Genomic DNA, 15,405 nt, shown 5'->3' on the forward strand with positions numbered 1-15,405 from the left:
TATGAGTGCATTCTCAGCAATCAACGAAGAACGCGAGATCGAACGCGACGAGTTCACACCCGGTATCGAACCCCAGGCGACCTGGTGTCCGGGCTGTGGCGACTTCGGCGTCCTCAAGGCGCTCAAGCAGGCCATGCCGGAGGTCGGCAAGAACCCCGACGAGGTCGCGCTGTTTACCGGCATCGGCTGTTCGGGCAAGCTCAACAGCTACTTCAACAGCTACGGCTTCCACACTATCCACGGCCGCTCGCTGCCCGTCGCCCGAGCCGCGAAGCTCGCCAACCCCAACCTCGAAGTCATCGCGGCCGGCGGGGACGGCGACGGTTACGGTATCGGTGGGAACCACCTCATCCACACGGCCCGTGAGAACCACGATATGACCTATATCGTGTTCAACAACGAGATCTTCGGGCTCACGAAGGGCCAGACGTCCCCGACGTCACCGAAGGGCCACAAGTCGAAGACACAGCCCCACGGTTCGGCGAAGTCACCGATCCGGCCGCTGTCGCAGTCGCTCAACGCCGGCGCGACCTACATCGCACGGACCGCGGCTGTCAACCCGAACCAGGCGAAGGAAATCATCGCCGAGGCCATCGAGCACGACGGCTTCGCACACATCGACTTCCTGACCCAGTGTCCGACCTGGAACAAGGACGCGAAACACTACGTGCCCTACACCGACGTCCAGCAGTCCGACGAGTTCGAGTTCGACGTCTCGGACCGCGTGGAAGCCGCCGAGATGATGCGAAAGACCGAAAAGCGGCTGTACGAGGGCGAAGTGCTGACGGGTCGGATGTACGTCGAAGACGCGCGCCCGTCCTACGGCGAGGAGAAGCGCCAGATCGGCGAGATGCCCGAGGAGCCACTCGCAGAGCGGTACTTCGACGAGGACGCGGAGTGGGAGCGGACCTACGACAACCTCCTCCAGCATCACAAATAAGGCCCGCTGCGGAACTGCGGCTACCCCTTCGAACTCGGGTTTCTGGTTCGGAAGATATTTTTTCATGCACGGAAAAGAATAGTACATGAGTGCCGAGTCCACGGAGCGTCGAATCCTGTCGGTCCTTGAAGAGGACGCACAGGCCTCCTACGCAGAAATCGCGGATCGAGCCGACGTATCGAAGCCGACAGTCCGGAAGTACATACAGAAACTCGAAGAGGAGGGCGTCATCGTCGGGTACTCCGCCGATGTCGACCCGAAGAAGCTGGCGGGCCAGTCGATTGCCCTGGTCGGCATCGACATCGCGAGCGACTGCTACGTCGAGGCCACGCGGAACCTCAAGGAGATTCCGGAGATGGAGGAACTGTACACGTCCAGCGGCGACCACATGCTGATGGCGGAGGTCCGAGCGATAGACGGGGACTCGCTGGCCGACGTGATCGAAGACAAGATTCTCGCGCTCGACGGCGTTACCGCCGCGCATCCGTCGTTTCTCCAGGAACGGCTGAAGTAACGGGTTTTTAGACGCTCCAGCGCTGACTGCACGGTATGCCTTCTCGGCTGGTGCTCGGACTCGGGCCGACGGCCGCAGACCTTCTCGACTCGATTAGCGACGACCGCGGCGACCTGGCGGTCGTGACGCAGGACGAGCACCGTGCTGAAACGCTTCGAGCGGACGGTATCAACGTACTCGAAGCCGACCAGGCCGACCCGTCTGTTCTCGCCGGTCTCGACTTCCAGCCCGAGAGCGTCATCGTCGCCAGCGAGGACGCCGAACGGAACGCCGACGCGGCGACGGCCGCGCGTGACTGCTTTCCCGACGCGTTCCTCCTCGCCTACGTCGGCCGCGGCGCGACGACCGACCAGCGCGACCGACTCGACAGCGTGGCGGACCGACTGGTGACGCCGGAGACCGTCGTCACCGACCACCTCGCACAGTCGATCGGCGACGAAGGAACGCGGGCCAGACAGCTCCATGGGGTACTGCGGGACATCGACGACCACCTCGCCGTCGTCACCCACGACAACCCAGACCCGGACGCGATCGCCAGCGCCGTCGCCCTCGGAGCGATCGCGGAACGGGCCGGCTGTGAGGTGACCGTCTGTTACTACGGGGAGATATCCCACCAGGAGAACCGGGCGTTCGTCAACCTCCTCGAGTTCGACCTCCGGAACCTCGATACCGATTCGGGGGCTGAACTGGCCGAGTTCGACGGGTTCGCGCTGGTCGACCACTCCAGAGCCGGCGTCAACGACCAGCTCCCACCGGAGACCCCCATCGATATCGTCATCGATCACCATCCACCGCGCGTCCCGGTCGAAGCCCGCTTCGTCGACCTCCGGAGCGGCGTCGGGGCGACGAGCACGCTGCTGGTCGACTATCTCCAGCGGTTCAACATCGACATCCCGACCCCCATCGCGACGGGCCTGCTGTTCGGTATCCAGGTCGACACGAGGGACTTCCGGCGGGAGGTCGCCGCCGCTGACTTCGAGGCCGCCGCGCATCTCGTGACGAACGCCGACATGGCGACGCTCCAGCGCATCGAAGACCCGAGCGTGAGCCCGGAGACGCTTTCGGTCATCGGTCGTGCCATCGCGAACCGCGAACAGGAGGGGTCGGTGCTCCTGACCGGCGTCGGCGAGATAACCGACCGGGACGCGCTCGCACAGGCGGCCGACCGGCTGCTCGACCTCGAAGGCGTCCAGGCGACGATGGTCTATGGCGTCGTCGGGGAGACCATTTACGCCTCCGCACGGGCACGGGGGGCGGACATCGACCTCGGTGAGGCCCTCCGGGACGCCTTCGGACAGATCGGGTCCGCGGGCGGGCACGCCGATATGGCGGGCGCACAGATCGACCTGGGGGTGATGACCTCCGTCGACGAGCGCGAGGAGTCGCTCGAGGAAATCGTCCGCTCTATCGTCTCGGACCGGTTTCTCGACGCCATCCAGTCGCGGTCCCATCGGCTGCTCGGGCGCGTCTACGCGCGCACTGACTACGACGTGGGCGCGTTCGCGGAGTCGACGGCGCTCAGACAGGACAACGAAGACACCGCCGCGACGGCTGGAGATGCGTCTGCAGAGTCGGCTGACGGCTCCGCCGGGGACTGGAACAGCGACGCGACGCGTCTGGAAAACGGCGACGATGTCGAAGGTGACGACGACGAGCCCGGGCAGGCGGAAAACACCGATGAACCGACAGACGATGAGCCAGAGCAGGCGGAAGACAGCCCGGAGACGCTCGTCGAACCCGACGACAGCGAGCCGTCGTAGGCGAGCCTTTTTTGCCGTCGGTCGAGAACTCCGAACCGATGGAGGAATCGAGTCGCCCGACGGTCGGAGACTACATGACACGCGAGGTTGCCACCGTCGAACTCGACGACACCGTCGGGGACGTCGCCCGACGTATCGCCGACAACGACCACTTCAGCGGGTTTCCAGTGACCGACGGCCGCCGCGTCGAAGGGTTCGTCAGCGCGCGCGACCTGCTGCTCGCGGAGGACCACGAGCCGATGTTCCGCGTGATGACCGACGACATCCTCGTGGCGCACCCGGACATGGCCGTTCAGGACGCCGCGCGCGTCATCTTGCGGTCTGGCATCCAGAAGCTCCCGGTCGTCGACGACGCCGGCCACCTGGTCGGCATCATCTCGAACGCCGACGTGATCCGCTCGCAGATCGAGCGGGCGACCCCGGGCAAGGTGGACAAGCTCAGCCGGACACTGGAGAACATCCACGGCATCACGACACACGAAGGCCGCCGGGAGGTGAGTCTCGACGACCTGACCCCGACGCAGACGACGGTGTACGCCGACGAACTCGAAGGCCGTGTGTACGAACTCGAACGCGGGCTTGCGGAACCGCTCGTCGTCATCGACAACGGCGGGGACCTACTGCTGGCGGACGGCCACCACCGCGTGAAAGCCGCCGCACGGCTCGGCATCGACGAGATGGACGCATACGTCATCGTCCTCGACGAGACGGTCCAACTCGGGATGGCCGAGACGGCCGCGGACTCCGACCTGGAGTCGATCGACGACATCGAGGTCGTCGACTACGCGCACCACCCGCTCGTTCAGACGACGGAACGGCTGCAGGATTAGCCCTCCAGCGATGGCGCTACCGGGAGGGCGCCACGTCGCCCGAACCTTCTTGCTAAATCATGACATATAGAGAGGTATGTTCGACGAGTCGGACCTCCAGCGCATCCGCGAGCGGAAAGACGAGTGGGAAGCCGAGACACTGGACCCCGTACTTGACGCCTACAGCGAGCGCAAAGAACAGTTCGCGACTGTTTCAAACCTCGACGTAGACCGCCTGTACACGCCACTCGACGTCGCCGACATCGACTACGACGAGGACATCGGCTTCCCCGGCGAGGATCCGTTCACCCGCGGCGTCTACCCGACGATGTACCGTGGCCGGCAGTGGACCATGCGGCAGTTCGCGGGCTTTGGCACCGCCGATGAGACTAACGAGCGGTTCCACTACCTCATCGACGAAGGCCAGACCGGGCTGTCGACGGCCTTCGACATGCCGACGCTGATGGGAATCGACTCCGACGACGTGATGGCCGACGGGGAAGTCGGCAAGGAAGGTGTCGCCGTCGACACGCTTTCGGACATGGAGCGGCTGTTCGACGGCATCGACCTCGGCGAAGTGTCGACCTCATTCACTATCAACCCCAGCGCACCGGTCATCTACGCGATGTACATTGCGCTGGCCGACCAGCAGGGCGTCCCGCGCGAGCAGATCCGTGGGACCCTCCAGAACGACATGTTCAAGGAGTTCATCGCACAGAAGGAGTGGGTCATCCCGCCGGAACCGTCGCTGAAGCTCGTCACCGACACCATCGAGTTCGCCAGTCAAGAGACCCCGAAGTTCAAGCCAATCTCGGTGTCGGGGTATCACATCCGGGAGGCCGGCTCCACTGCAGTCCAGGAGCTCGCGTTCACGCTCGCGGACGGCTTCGCCTACGTCGAGGACTGCCTGGACCGCGGGATGGAGGTCGACGAGTTCGCCCCACAGCTCTCCTTTTTTTTCAACTCGCACAACTCGATATTCGAGGAGATCGCGAAGTTCCGCGCGGCCCGGCGCATCTACGCCCGCGTGATGGACGACTGGTACGGCGCGGAGGCCGACCAGAGCAAGCAACTGAAGTTCCACACCCAGACCGCCGGCCAGTCACTGACCGCCCAGCAACCGCTGAACAACATCGTCCGCGTGACGATTCAGGCCCTCGCGGGCGTGCTGGGCGGCACCCAGAGCCTGCACACCAACAGCTTCGACGAGGCGCTGGCCCTGCCCTCCGAGCAAGCGGTGCGTGTCGCCCTTCGGACCCAGCAGATAATCGCGGAGGAGTCGGGCGCCGCCGACATCGTCGACCCGATGGGCGGCAGTTTCGCGGTCGAGTCCCTGACCGACGAAATCGAAGAGAAGGCGATGGCCTACATCACTCACATCAGAGACGAACTCGGCGACGGGTCGGTTCGCGACGGCGTCATCGACGGCATCCAGCAGGGGTACTTCCAGCGCGAGATACAGGACGCAGCCTACGAGTACCAGGAGCGCGTCGAGAGCGAGGCGGAAGTCATGGTCGGCGTCAACAAGTACACCGTCGAGGAGGACACCGAACCCGAGATTCTGACTGTCGACGAAGACGTCCAGGAGCGCCAGCGAGACCGGCTCGCGACGGTCAAGGCGGAGCGGGACGACGCGGCCGTGGAAGCGGCGCTCGATGAACTACAGCAGGTGGTCACCGACGGCGGGAACGTCATGCCAGTCATCATCGACGCGGTGAAAGCCTACGCGACGATGGGCGAGATTATGGCCGTCTTCGAGGCAGAATACGGGAGCTATCAGGAGACGGCGAGCGTCGCATAACCGCTGTCTCGGCCACTGGGGCGCTTGTCAGGACCCGGCCGTGTCGTCGACTCGCTCGGAGACGTAGATGACGAGGCCGAGCAACGCGCCGAGGACGATACCGATGGTGACGAACCCGTAGACCGCGACGCCAAACGGCGTCGGCGGTAGCGCGATGACGCCGAACAGTTCCGGCTGGAGGTCCTCGGGCCGGATACTGCCGAGCACGAACCCCATCACGCCGGCGAGAACCACGATAGCAACGTACAGGCGAAGGACGATCTTCCGTCCGGACCTGCCCTCGGCTTGGTCGCTCATGTGGAATCAACGGCGCGGAGACGATTAGCCTTTTTCACTTCCACGCCGTAGCTAGCCTATGTCACAGAAGGAACTCATGTTTCTCGTCCTGACTGGAATCGCGCTCATGATGTTCGTCACAGCTATCGTGCTCGTTTCTGGCGCGAGCTGACAGGCGCTCTCAGCTCGTCGGTGAGCGCGACAAAAGCAGGCTTGGAAAAACTGGGGGACGCTTACGAGTCGTCGTCTTCTTCCTGACCGCCGTCAGCGAGCAGGGACGGGTCCTTCTCGGGTTCCTCGGCTTTGAGCTGCTCGTCGAACCACTGGAACTCCCGGTCAAGCATGCCGTCGCGTTCGAGGTTCCACGGGTCGCCGTCCTCGACTTTCGGCCCTTCGAGCCAGGACTGGACGATGTTCCAGACGAAGAACAGCTGACCGATGAACAGGAGGACGGCGCCGACGGTTGCCGCCTGGTGGAACGTCGATACCTGCGTCAGCGGCGCGATAGCGCCGTCGAACTGGTAGGTGGCGTACCGGCGCGGCATCCCCAGATAGCCGAGCGCGAGCATCGCGAAGAACGTGATGTTCGTCCCGACCATCGAGAGCCAGAAGTGGGCCTTCCCGAGCGTGCGCTGGTACATCCGGCCGGTGAACACCGGGAACCAGTAGTAGATGCCGGCGAAGGCCGCGAAGCCGATGGCCCCCATCACGATGTAGTGGAAGTGTCCCACGACGTAGTAGGTGTCGTGCAGGATGAGGTCGATGGGGATAGAAGCGAGGAACACACCGGTGACACCGCCGATGATGAAGTTCGAGACGAAGCCGATACAGAACAGCATCGGCGTCGTCAGGCGCAGACGGCCGTTCCACATCGTCGTGATCCAGTTGAACGTCTTGACGGCGCTCGGTATCGCGATTGCCAGCGAGACGGCCATGAACGACGCCCGGAGCCGCGGGTCCATGCCCGTCGAGAACATGTGGTGGGCCCAGACGCCGAAGGAGAGGACGCCGATGGCGAGCGTCGAGTAGACGACGAACTTGAAGCCGAACAGCTTCCGGCCCGAGAACTTCGGCAGGATGAGGCTGACCAGTCCCATCGGGGGCAGGACGAGGATGTACACCTCGGGGTGGCCGAAGAACCAGAACAGGTGCTGCCACAGCAGCGGACCGCCGCCCTCGACGGCGAAGAAGGTCGTCGCGAGGTTCCGGTCCAGCAGGAGCATCACGATAGCGCTCCCCAGCAGCGGGAAGGCGAACAGGATAATCGCGGACTGGGTGAGCACCGTCCACGAGAAGATGTCGAGGTTCGCCCAGTTGACCTCCTCGCCGCGTTCCGTGAAGATGGTCGCGATGAAGTTGATCGCCCCCATCGTCGCTGCGACGCCGGAGAGGTGCAGCCCCAGCAACATCAGGTCGACGCCGGGGTTCGCCTGCTCGACCGACAGCGGCGTGTACATGGTCCAGGCCGTGCGAGCCGGCTCGATCATGTTTTCAGTCACCGGCGCGAGGAAGAACCCCGCCCAGATGAGCAGTGCTGCTGGCGGAAGCAGCCAGAATGCGATGGCGTTGATACGCGGGAACGCCATGTCGTCAGCCCCGATGAGCAGGGGGATGAAGTAGTTCGCGAACGCCGCGATGATAGGCGTCCCGAACAGGAAAAGCATCGTGATGCCGTGACTCGTCAGGATGGAGTTGTAGGCGTTGTTGCCGAGGATGGCCCCGGCGGGCGTGACGAGCTGGATGCGGATGAGCATCGCCATGATGCCACCGACAGCGAAGGCGATGACTGCGTACACCCCGTACAGCAGGCCGATGTCCTTGTGGTCGACCGTTGTTAGCCAGCGAATGATACCTGCGGGTTTCTCACGGCTGATGACTGCCGTCTCGTCACCCGTAACGGCCCCGCCGCCAGCGAGCGGCGTGTAGGACCGCCAGTTCTCGATACGGGTGAGAAGCGCGGCGACGCCGACGAGGAGGACGGCCATCAGTCCCGTCAGCACAATATCTCCTGCTACCATAGTCCACTTTCAGGACTCGGACATTATCAAAGGGTCGATTCCTGCAGCAACGGACGAGGCAATCCGGCCTCCATCCGGCAGTAAAATTCGCAAAGAAGGACCCACCAGCCAGTGGCACCCGGTCGTGAGCGCGGGCTGTTCCTGAGACGACCGTTTCAGTCCTCGTGGCCGAGTTCCTCGTTTTCTTTCTCGCCTTTCTCGACGGCCTTCCCCGCGTAGTAGGTCAGGACAGCGAGCAACAGGAACATCGAGATTATCAGTGCGAACTGCAGCCCGGAGAAGACGGGATCCGTACCGAACGCCGGGAACGCGGCGAACGCGACGATGAAAAAGAGGAGAATCCCGAGCGGGATGACGTTCACAGTGAGGTCGAGCAGGGTGTCTTTTTCGAACCCGAACAGTGCCATGCCTGCCCGTTAGAACAGGCCAGTAAATAGAGTGTTGGTTTCCGCATCGGGCTGGTGCCCGTCTCAGGCTGCGGTCTGTTCCATTATCGAGGCGACACCGCCCATCGCCATCATCACGGCGCCCGCCACGGCGACGGCCACCAGTCGTGTGAGCAGCGGCCCGGTCCCGACGTTCGAGAGCGTGACCTCGGCGACTGGGACCTGCCAGAGCGTAAACGCAGCAGCGATGACGATGAGAGCCACTCCGACGCCCAGCATGGTCGGCCACGGCCGCTCGACGTAGCCGGACTCGGTGAGAATCCCGGCGATACTGCCGCCAAACAGTATCAGCCCGAAGACGGCCACCGGAAAGAGCCCGACGAACACGCCGACCTCTGACAGTGCTAATCCCAGTGCGACAAACAGCGGCCACGGACTCGCAGTCGGATACTGGTCGCTTAGTCCCGGCTCCTCTGCCATACCACCAGTAACGGTCGAATCGTGATAGGTCCATCGGACTGTGTCCGTGGGCACAAACTATTTGTCCACCATCCGGCTTGATGAGGGTAATGAGTACACGCACGGTCGAGCGGGTCGACGGCTGGGAGTCGGTTCCGTTCGACGGCGGGTTCGCGGGTCTGCGGGACCTCGCCGGGCAGGAGTTCTCCGGCGCAGTCGTCGCGGGTCCGACGCGCCTGTTCATGTTGAACGGGACCGTCGTTGGCGTCCTCGACGGCAGTATCGAGGACTTCGAGGACGCGTCGGGAACAGCCAGGCAGTCACCACACGAGGCCTTGCCACTGCTTGCAGTGATGCAGGAGCGTGCCGACGAGGTGAAAGCACAGTACTACACCGAAGACACGGCGCTTGCGGAAGTCGATACGACGCTGTCGGACGGCAACTTTACCGGCTTCATCGAACTCTCCGAGAACGTCCTGTCGGGGGACTACTACACCGTCTATCACCAGGGCCGCTCGATGAGCGTCGCCTGGGTCGGCAACTCGGACAATCTGCTCACCGACGACGAGGCGTTCGAGACGGCCAACGACGAGGTCGGTATCTACGAGGTCATGCCGGTCGACATCGAGCCGATCGAGATCCCGGAACCGGCGGAGGACGACGAGCAGTCAGCGGACCCCGCGGCCGCCGACGCCGACCCGCTTGACGCTGCCGACGAAACGGCTGTCGCCGACGAACCGGTTGACGATGACGCGGCGGACAGCGCCCCGGCAGATGCGACGGAATCGGACGAACCGACGCCACGGGACGACGCTACCGGCGACCAGGCGGAGACGCCCCCCGTCGGAGACATCGGAACCGACGGACCCGACGACGCCGACCAGACCCAGCCGAAATCGGAGTCGACGCGGGACCGCGGCCCTGCGAGCGGCGGCCCCCCTGGGTCGAAAGCCGCCGGTGCGACCCCGGGTCGGTCCCGCCGGGGTTCCGAGTCGGACGACCGGCCGGGCGAGGACAGCCAGCCGGCGGCTGACGGGGCGGCAACAGGCACCGACACCGAGACGCCGCCGGAACCGGACCACACTACCCCCGAGCGGGACGCTGGGGAGACCGAACCGACGCATCCGGCCACGGACCAGTCACAGACACAGGAGGCCGAAAAAGCCAGTGCCGGGGGTTCGTCGACACAGAGCGAACCGGCCGCGTCGACCGACCGTCGCGGCGAACCAACTGACCCGAAACCGGGTCAGAACACCGAGTCACGGCCGTCTCAGGCCCAGCCCGAGACAGCAGCGGCGACTCCGACGCCGGAGGCCGGGTCGGGGACGGACCTGGAAACGCGCTCGGTCCCGTCGCTTGACCCCGACAAGTCCGGCGGTGTTCAGGAGAGCACGACCGCCGGCGTGTCTCCCACGCAAGCCCCGTCACCGGGGAGACAACAGGCATCGACGCCGCGGCGTGACCAGCCGGCACGGGACGACTCGACGCCGTCGACCGGCTCCGGCGTGCAGGGACCAGCGCCGGCCCAGGAGAGCCCCAGTACGCCTGAGCAGGACTCCCAGGCCGACACGCCGCCGACGGCAGACCAGTCACGGCCGCCTGCCGACGAAGACCCGTCGCCGCGCGGGGGAGAGCGCGTCGCGGAACTCGAATCCGAACTGGAACAGCGAGCCGAGACGGTCTCGGAGCTCGAATCCGAACTCACCGAGCTCGAAGAAACGAACCGGGACCTCCGGGACGAGCGCGACCGCCTGGAGTCGGAGCTAGCCGACGCACGGGCCGAAATCGACCGGCTGGAGGAGCAACTCGACGAGCAGACCGACACCGCCGGAGGCGGTGACCGACTCGGCGTCGGCGAGGCGATAAACGGGACGAACCTCTTTGTCAGGTACGACTCGAAGGGCAAGGCGACACTGGAGGAGGCCAGAGACGGCGAGGCGGGCCGCGAGGACGTCGAGGCGAACCTCAGACTGGAGTACCACACGCAGTTCGAAGCCGAGGGCGCAACAGTCAACGGGACGCTCTTCGAGGAGTTCCTCGAAGACAGCATCCAGTACCGCTTTGTCAACTGGCTTATCCGGAACCTCCTCTACGAGATCAGGGACACCGGTCACGCGGGGGCGATGAAAGACCTCTATGAAGCGCTCCCGGCCATCGACCGCGCCGAACTGAACGGAAACGTGACCGTAACCTACACCGAGGACGGCCAGGAGAACCGCTCGCAGGAGCGGTTCGACGTCGTCGTCCGCGACCGAATGGGGAACCCGCTGGTCGTCGCAAACATCAACGACTCGCGCGAACCGGCCTCCGAGGGCCAGATGTCGGACCTCGTCCGGAACGCCGAGCGGGTCGGCAACGCCTCCGGGTCGTTTGCGTCGGCGTTTCTCGTCACGAGCAGCTTCTTCGAGCCGGGAGCGCTCGAAACAGCCGAAGAAGCCACCTCCAGCGGGCTGTTCAACCGAGATAAGCGAAAGAGCTTCGTGAACCTCTCGCGCAAGGAGGGCTTTCACCTCTGTCTGTTAGAAGCGAGAAACCAGGAGTTCCACCTGGCGGTCCCGGAACTCTGAGAAAGAAGCTTAGCCTTCGATTTCGGCCGCGTCTTCGATCTTCATACCTTCGAGCTTGTCGATGATCTCGTCGACCTTCTCGTCTAGGTCGTCGACGAACTCACCGGTCTGTTCGGTCGTGATTGCGCCCTGGCTGGAGGGCTCGATGAGGTTCTCCTCTTCGAGAACGCGCAGCGAGTAGCGCACCTTGTGGTGCGGGTAGCCGGTTTCGTTGGACATCTTCACGATACCGATAGGCTCGTTCTCGATAACCATGCGAAGCACCTGCAAGTGGCGCTCCAGCATGTCAACTTCTTTTTCAAGCCTGTCTATCATGGCAATTGTTAACTTGTGTTTGCGGTATTTAAAGGTTCTCCCTCGACGAACCGCTGTGTCGTTGATAGGTTCGAACAGGGGTGTCTTAAAACCGTCGTAACGGTTCACATGGGTACTGCTCACGAGCGTGGCGTCCGGACCGTAATCTGTTTATCACGGTGGCTGGAAGGTCCGTGCGATGACCGTAACCATCGTCGGCTCACAGCTCGGCGACGAAGGGAAGGGCGGCATCGTCGACCTGTACGGCGACGACGTGGACGTCGTCGCGCGCTATCAGGGCGGCGACAACGCCGGCCACACCGTCGTCCACGAGGGCGAGGAGTACAAGCTCTCGCTGGTTCCGAGCGGAGCCATCCGCGGCAAGGTCGGCGTACTCGGCAACGGGTGTGTCGTCAATCCGCGAACGCTGTTCGACGAGATAGACACGCTTCAGGAACGCGGCCTCGACCCGGACGTTCGCATCGCCGAACGAGCACACGTCATTCTCCCGTTCCACCGCGTGCTCGACGGTATCGAGGAGCAAGTAAAGAGCGAGACAGACCAGGAAGTCGGTACGACAGGACGGGGTATCGGCCCGACCTACGAGGACAAGGCCGGCCGGCGCGGTGTTCGCGTCGGCGACCTGCTCGACCCGGACGTGCTTCGGGAGCGCCTCGAATACGTCGTCCCGCAGAAACGGGCCGTCGTCGAGGACGTGTACGGCCTCGACGTCGCCGACCTGGAGGACCCTGCCGCCCTCGACGTGGACGCGATCTTCGAGGAGTTCCGCGAGTTCGGCCGGCGCTTCGAGACGGAGGACATGACGGTCAACGCCGGCGCCTTCCTCAGTGCGACCATCGACGAGGGACAGAACGTGATGCTTGAGGGCGCACAGGGGACGATAATCGACATCGACCACGGGAACTACCCCTACGTCACCTCCTCGAACCCGACCGCTGGCGGCGCGGCGACCGGGACCGGACTCAGCCCCGGCGTCGTCGGTGACGGCGAAGTCATCGGCATCGTGAAGGCGTATCTCACCCGCGTCGGGAGCGGCCCCCTGCCGACCGAAATCGGCGGCGTCGTCGGCGACACGCCCGGCTACGACGAGCAGGGCGAGGGCGACGACGAGGAACTGGCGAACTACATCCGCGAGGAAGGCGGCGAGTACGGCACGGTCACCGGTCGGCCGCGACGGGTCGGCTGGCTCGACCTGCCGATGTTGCGCCACTCGACGCGCGTCTCCGGCTTTACCGGCATCGCCATCAACCACCTCGACGTGCTCGCCGGCCTCGACGAGGTCAAAGTCGGCCACACGTACACGCTCGACGGCGAGGAGCTGGCGTCGATGCCCGCGACCACCGAGCAGTGGGCGAACTGTGAGGCGAACTTCCGGAGCTTCGACGGCTGGCCCGAAGTCGACTGGCAGGACGTCGCCGACGAGGGGTACGACGCGTTGCCGGAGGACGCGAAGGCCTACGTCGAGTACATCGAATCCGAGCTCGACACGCCGGCCTACGCCATCGGTGTCGGTCCCGGTCGCGGCGAAACCATCGTCCGCGAGCAGCCGTTCTGACGGAGTTCCCTGTCGGATTCGCCGTCTGAATCCCCGCGTACCACGACTGGGAGAGCGGCAGACTTTTGCGACCGCCGGTCCTGGCTGACCGTATGAAAGAGGACCTGATGGAAATTATCTGCTGCCCTCTGGACAAACACGACCTCGACCTCGAAGTGACTGAGCGCGACGACGGCGAGATACTGTCGGGCGAGCTCGTCTGCACCGAGTGCGGCGAGACGTTCCCCATCGAGGACGGGATTCCGAACCTGCTCCCGCCGGACATGCGCGACGAGGCACCGGCCTGAACCTTTTTTTCCTCGCCCCGCGGAGTCACGTCCGTGCCTGACTCCCTGCCCGTGCACCTGAACCGGACGGACATCCACAGCCTGGAGGTTCCAAACGAGTTCGACGCGACAGGGAGTTTCGACGTGCAGTTACGCAACCACGGCGAGGCACTGCACGTCCATCTCCATCTCGACGACTCACTGTCGTCAATCGCATCGCTCGACGCCACGAACCACCACGTGCAGGCAGAAAGCGACCGACTGGTCAGGGTGACTGTCGACGGTGACGGGCCGGTCCGTGGCAAACTCAAGGTCGTGACGGCCTACGGCGCCGAGACCCGGTACGTCGACATCTACATCCCGGAGGGCGGAGTCGAGAACGAACCGGTCATCGTCGACGAGGAGCTGTCCAGACCACAGCCCAAACCGGCGGGGAAGTCGGACCCCAGCCTCGAAGACCTGTCCCCGGGGCCGATTCTGGCGGCCGGCGGTTTCACGGCCCTGATTGCAGGACTCGTCACGCTGGTACTCACCGGGAACGTGCTGATGACCGTCGGCGTGGTCCTCGCGGTCGCAGTCGTGCTGGGACTCCTGTCTGTCGCTGTCCGCTCGGCCTGACGCCTCGAGCCTTAGTGTTCCGTCTCGCCGCCGCCGAGGTTCCCCGCGTCGTCGAACAGTTTCGCCCGCAGGAACCGCGCCCGGTACCGGTTGGCGCCCTCGTAGATATCGGCCTCGCGGATGTCGTCTGCCTCGCCGTCGGCGACGGCCTCGATGATGTCCTCGACCTGTTCTTTCTCGCTGGGCGTGAGCTCGAACTCGTAGGTCTGTGACTGCTCGCCTTCGAGCTTCGTCCACTTGCGTGCCCCTGCGATCACGAGCGAGCAGGGTTCGCGGCAGGGGAACGTCCCCGACCCACCGTCGACGTCGAGGTCCGTCTCGTCGTCGTACTGCCACTCCCGGCGTTTGAGACACTGGGAATCGTCACAGCAGGCCTCGGCGACCCAGTTGACGTGTTCGTGGCCGTCGCCGCGGTCCCAGGTCTTGACGACTCCGTAGATTCCGGTCTGCCGCTCGACGGTGTCCCGCCAGTGGGTCACGTCGAGTTCGCCCTCCCGCTCGCGGTGCCAGTTCGCGATTGTCGCCGGGTAGAACGCATCGACCGTCGTGACGAACTCGCCTGCCCCTAGCTCGGAGAACGCCCAGCCGGTCTGGAGCGACGGCGCGGTTTTGAGCGGCCGGTAGCCGCCGTCGTCGTCGTGTTTCGCGAGTTCGCGCGCGTCGAGCGGGTCCTCGTAGCCCTCGAGCGCGCTGGTTCCGACATCGGCGTCAGCGCGGTGCCGGACGCCGTAGGTACGCTCCCCGTCGGAGAGTGTGACCGTCAGGTGGAGTTCGCCCCAGGTCGCGGAAACGCCATCGGCGAGCGCGTCGTAGCGCTCGGCCACGTCCCGCCTTTGTGCCCCTTCGAGCCAGCGGAGGAACGCCCAGCGGTCCGCCTTCTGAGGTGCGGTGGCGTGCCAGAAATACCAGTTCCGGACGTGGGGCGACTCCGCCGCCACCGTCCGGAGCGTCTCTTCGTCGATACCACTGTGGTCCACGTCCGGCGTCTGGAACGTGTACCCGTCGGTCTCGTGGGCCACGTGGAGGTCGTCGAAGGCGATGCCATCGGGGGCGGTTGCCACCAGCGCGTCCACGTACTCGCCGTCCATACCGGAAAACGGGACTCAGTCGGCAAAAGTCGG

At 64.6% G+C, this 15,405-nt stretch carries 15 protein-coding genes; 9 read left to right on the top strand and 6 right to left on the bottom strand.

Going from position 1 to position 15,405, the window contains the following annotated elements:
* Position 1 precedes the first annotated feature (1 nt).
* The 5 genes from KZ498_RS16465 (at position 2) to KZ498_RS16485 (ending at position 5,824) form a co-directional block, all read left to right on the top strand.
* Positions 2-940, top strand: coding sequence for a thiamine pyrophosphate-dependent enzyme (locus tag KZ498_RS16465; RefSeq protein ID WP_312620194.1), 939 nt, complete (start codon positions 2-4; stop codon positions 938-940).
* Between the two features lie 85 nt (positions 941-1,025).
* Positions 1,026-1,454, top strand: coding sequence for an HTH-type transcriptional regulator LrpA1 (gene lrpA1, locus KZ498_RS16470; protein WP_312620196.1), 429 nt, complete (start codon positions 1,026-1,028; stop codon positions 1,452-1,454).
* Positions 1,455-1,489: 35 nt separating this feature from the next.
* Positions 1,490-3,214 (top strand): DHH family phosphoesterase, encoded by a 1,725-nt coding sequence (locus KZ498_RS16475; protein ID WP_312620198.1) that lies wholly within the window; start codon positions 1,490-1,492, stop codon positions 3,212-3,214.
* 38 nt (positions 3,215-3,252) lie between these two features.
* A complete protein-coding gene (locus KZ498_RS16480) occupies positions 3,253-4,044 on the top strand; it encodes a CBS domain-containing protein (RefSeq protein WP_312620200.1) in 792 nt (263 codons plus the stop codon).
* 76 nt (positions 4,045-4,120) lie between these two features.
* Positions 4,121-5,824: a methylmalonyl-CoA mutase family protein gene (locus tag KZ498_RS16485; protein ID WP_312620201.1), complete on the top strand. Its 1,704-nt coding sequence runs from the start codon at positions 4,121-4,123 to the stop codon at positions 5,822-5,824.
* A 27-nt stretch (positions 5,825-5,851) separates the two neighbouring features.
* Here KZ498_RS16485 and KZ498_RS16490 read toward each other — a convergent pair whose 3' ends face one another.
* The 4 genes from KZ498_RS16490 to KZ498_RS16505 all read right to left on the bottom strand — a co-directional run bounded on the left by KZ498_RS16490 (position 5,852) and on the right by KZ498_RS16505 (position 8,984).
* Positions 5,852-6,121, bottom strand: coding sequence for a cox cluster protein (locus KZ498_RS16490; protein WP_312620203.1), 270 nt, complete (start codon positions 6,119-6,121; stop codon positions 5,852-5,854).
* A 212-nt stretch (positions 6,122-6,333) separates the two neighbouring features.
* A complete protein-coding gene (locus KZ498_RS16495) occupies positions 6,334-8,118 on the bottom strand; it encodes a cytochrome c oxidase subunit I (protein WP_312620205.1) in 1,785 nt (594 codons plus the stop codon).
* Between the two features lie 155 nt (positions 8,119-8,273).
* The gene (locus KZ498_RS16500; RefSeq protein ID WP_312620206.1) at positions 8,274-8,525 is read right to left on the bottom strand and encodes a DUF6684 family protein; all 252 of its coding nucleotides are present in this window, start codon (positions 8,523-8,525) and stop codon (positions 8,274-8,276) included.
* A 63-nt stretch (positions 8,526-8,588) separates the two neighbouring features.
* On the bottom strand, positions 8,589-8,984 hold the full coding sequence (locus KZ498_RS16505; RefSeq protein ID WP_312620208.1) for a hypothetical protein: 396 nt from the start codon (positions 8,982-8,984) through the stop codon (positions 8,589-8,591).
* 89 nt (positions 8,985-9,073) lie between these two features.
* Here KZ498_RS16505 and KZ498_RS16510 point away from each other — a divergent pair, with 89 nt between their 5' ends.
* On the top strand, positions 9,074-11,530 hold the full coding sequence (locus KZ498_RS16510) for a hypothetical protein (protein WP_312620209.1): 2,457 nt from the start codon (positions 9,074-9,076) through the stop codon (positions 11,528-11,530).
* Positions 11,531-11,539: 9 nt separating this feature from the next.
* Here KZ498_RS16510 and KZ498_RS16515 read toward each other — a convergent pair whose 3' ends face one another.
* The gene (locus tag KZ498_RS16515) at positions 11,540-11,845 is read right to left on the bottom strand and encodes a hypothetical protein (protein ID WP_004516266.1); all 306 of its coding nucleotides are present in this window, start codon (positions 11,843-11,845) and stop codon (positions 11,540-11,542) included.
* Positions 11,846-12,023: 178 nt separating this feature from the next.
* On the opposite strand from KZ498_RS16515, the gene KZ498_RS16520 reads away from it, so the two are divergent.
* The 3 genes from KZ498_RS16520 (at position 12,024) to KZ498_RS16530 (ending at position 14,284) form a co-directional block, all read left to right on the top strand.
* Positions 12,024-13,400, top strand: coding sequence for an adenylosuccinate synthase (locus tag KZ498_RS16520; protein WP_312620215.1), 1,377 nt, complete (start codon positions 12,024-12,026; stop codon positions 13,398-13,400).
* Positions 13,401-13,492: 92 nt separating this feature from the next.
* The gene (locus KZ498_RS16525) at positions 13,493-13,687 is read left to right on the top strand and encodes a methytransferase partner Trm112 (protein ID WP_053969444.1); all 195 of its coding nucleotides are present in this window, start codon (positions 13,493-13,495) and stop codon (positions 13,685-13,687) included.
* A gap of 33 nt (positions 13,688-13,720) precedes the next feature.
* Positions 13,721-14,284: a hypothetical protein gene (locus KZ498_RS16530; protein WP_312620217.1), complete on the top strand. Its 564-nt coding sequence runs from the start codon at positions 13,721-13,723 to the stop codon at positions 14,282-14,284.
* Between the two features lie 11 nt (positions 14,285-14,295).
* On the opposite strand, the gene KZ498_RS16535 is transcribed toward KZ498_RS16530, so the two are convergent.
* Positions 14,296-15,372, bottom strand: coding sequence for a DR2241 family protein (locus KZ498_RS16535; protein WP_312620218.1), 1,077 nt, complete (start codon positions 15,370-15,372; stop codon positions 14,296-14,298).
* Positions 15,373-15,405: the final 33 nt, after the last annotated feature.

The organism is Haloarcula sp. 1CSR25-25, from assembly GCF_032027985.1.
Classification (GTDB): Archaea; Halobacteriota; Halobacteria; order Halobacteriales; family Haloarculaceae; genus Haloarcula.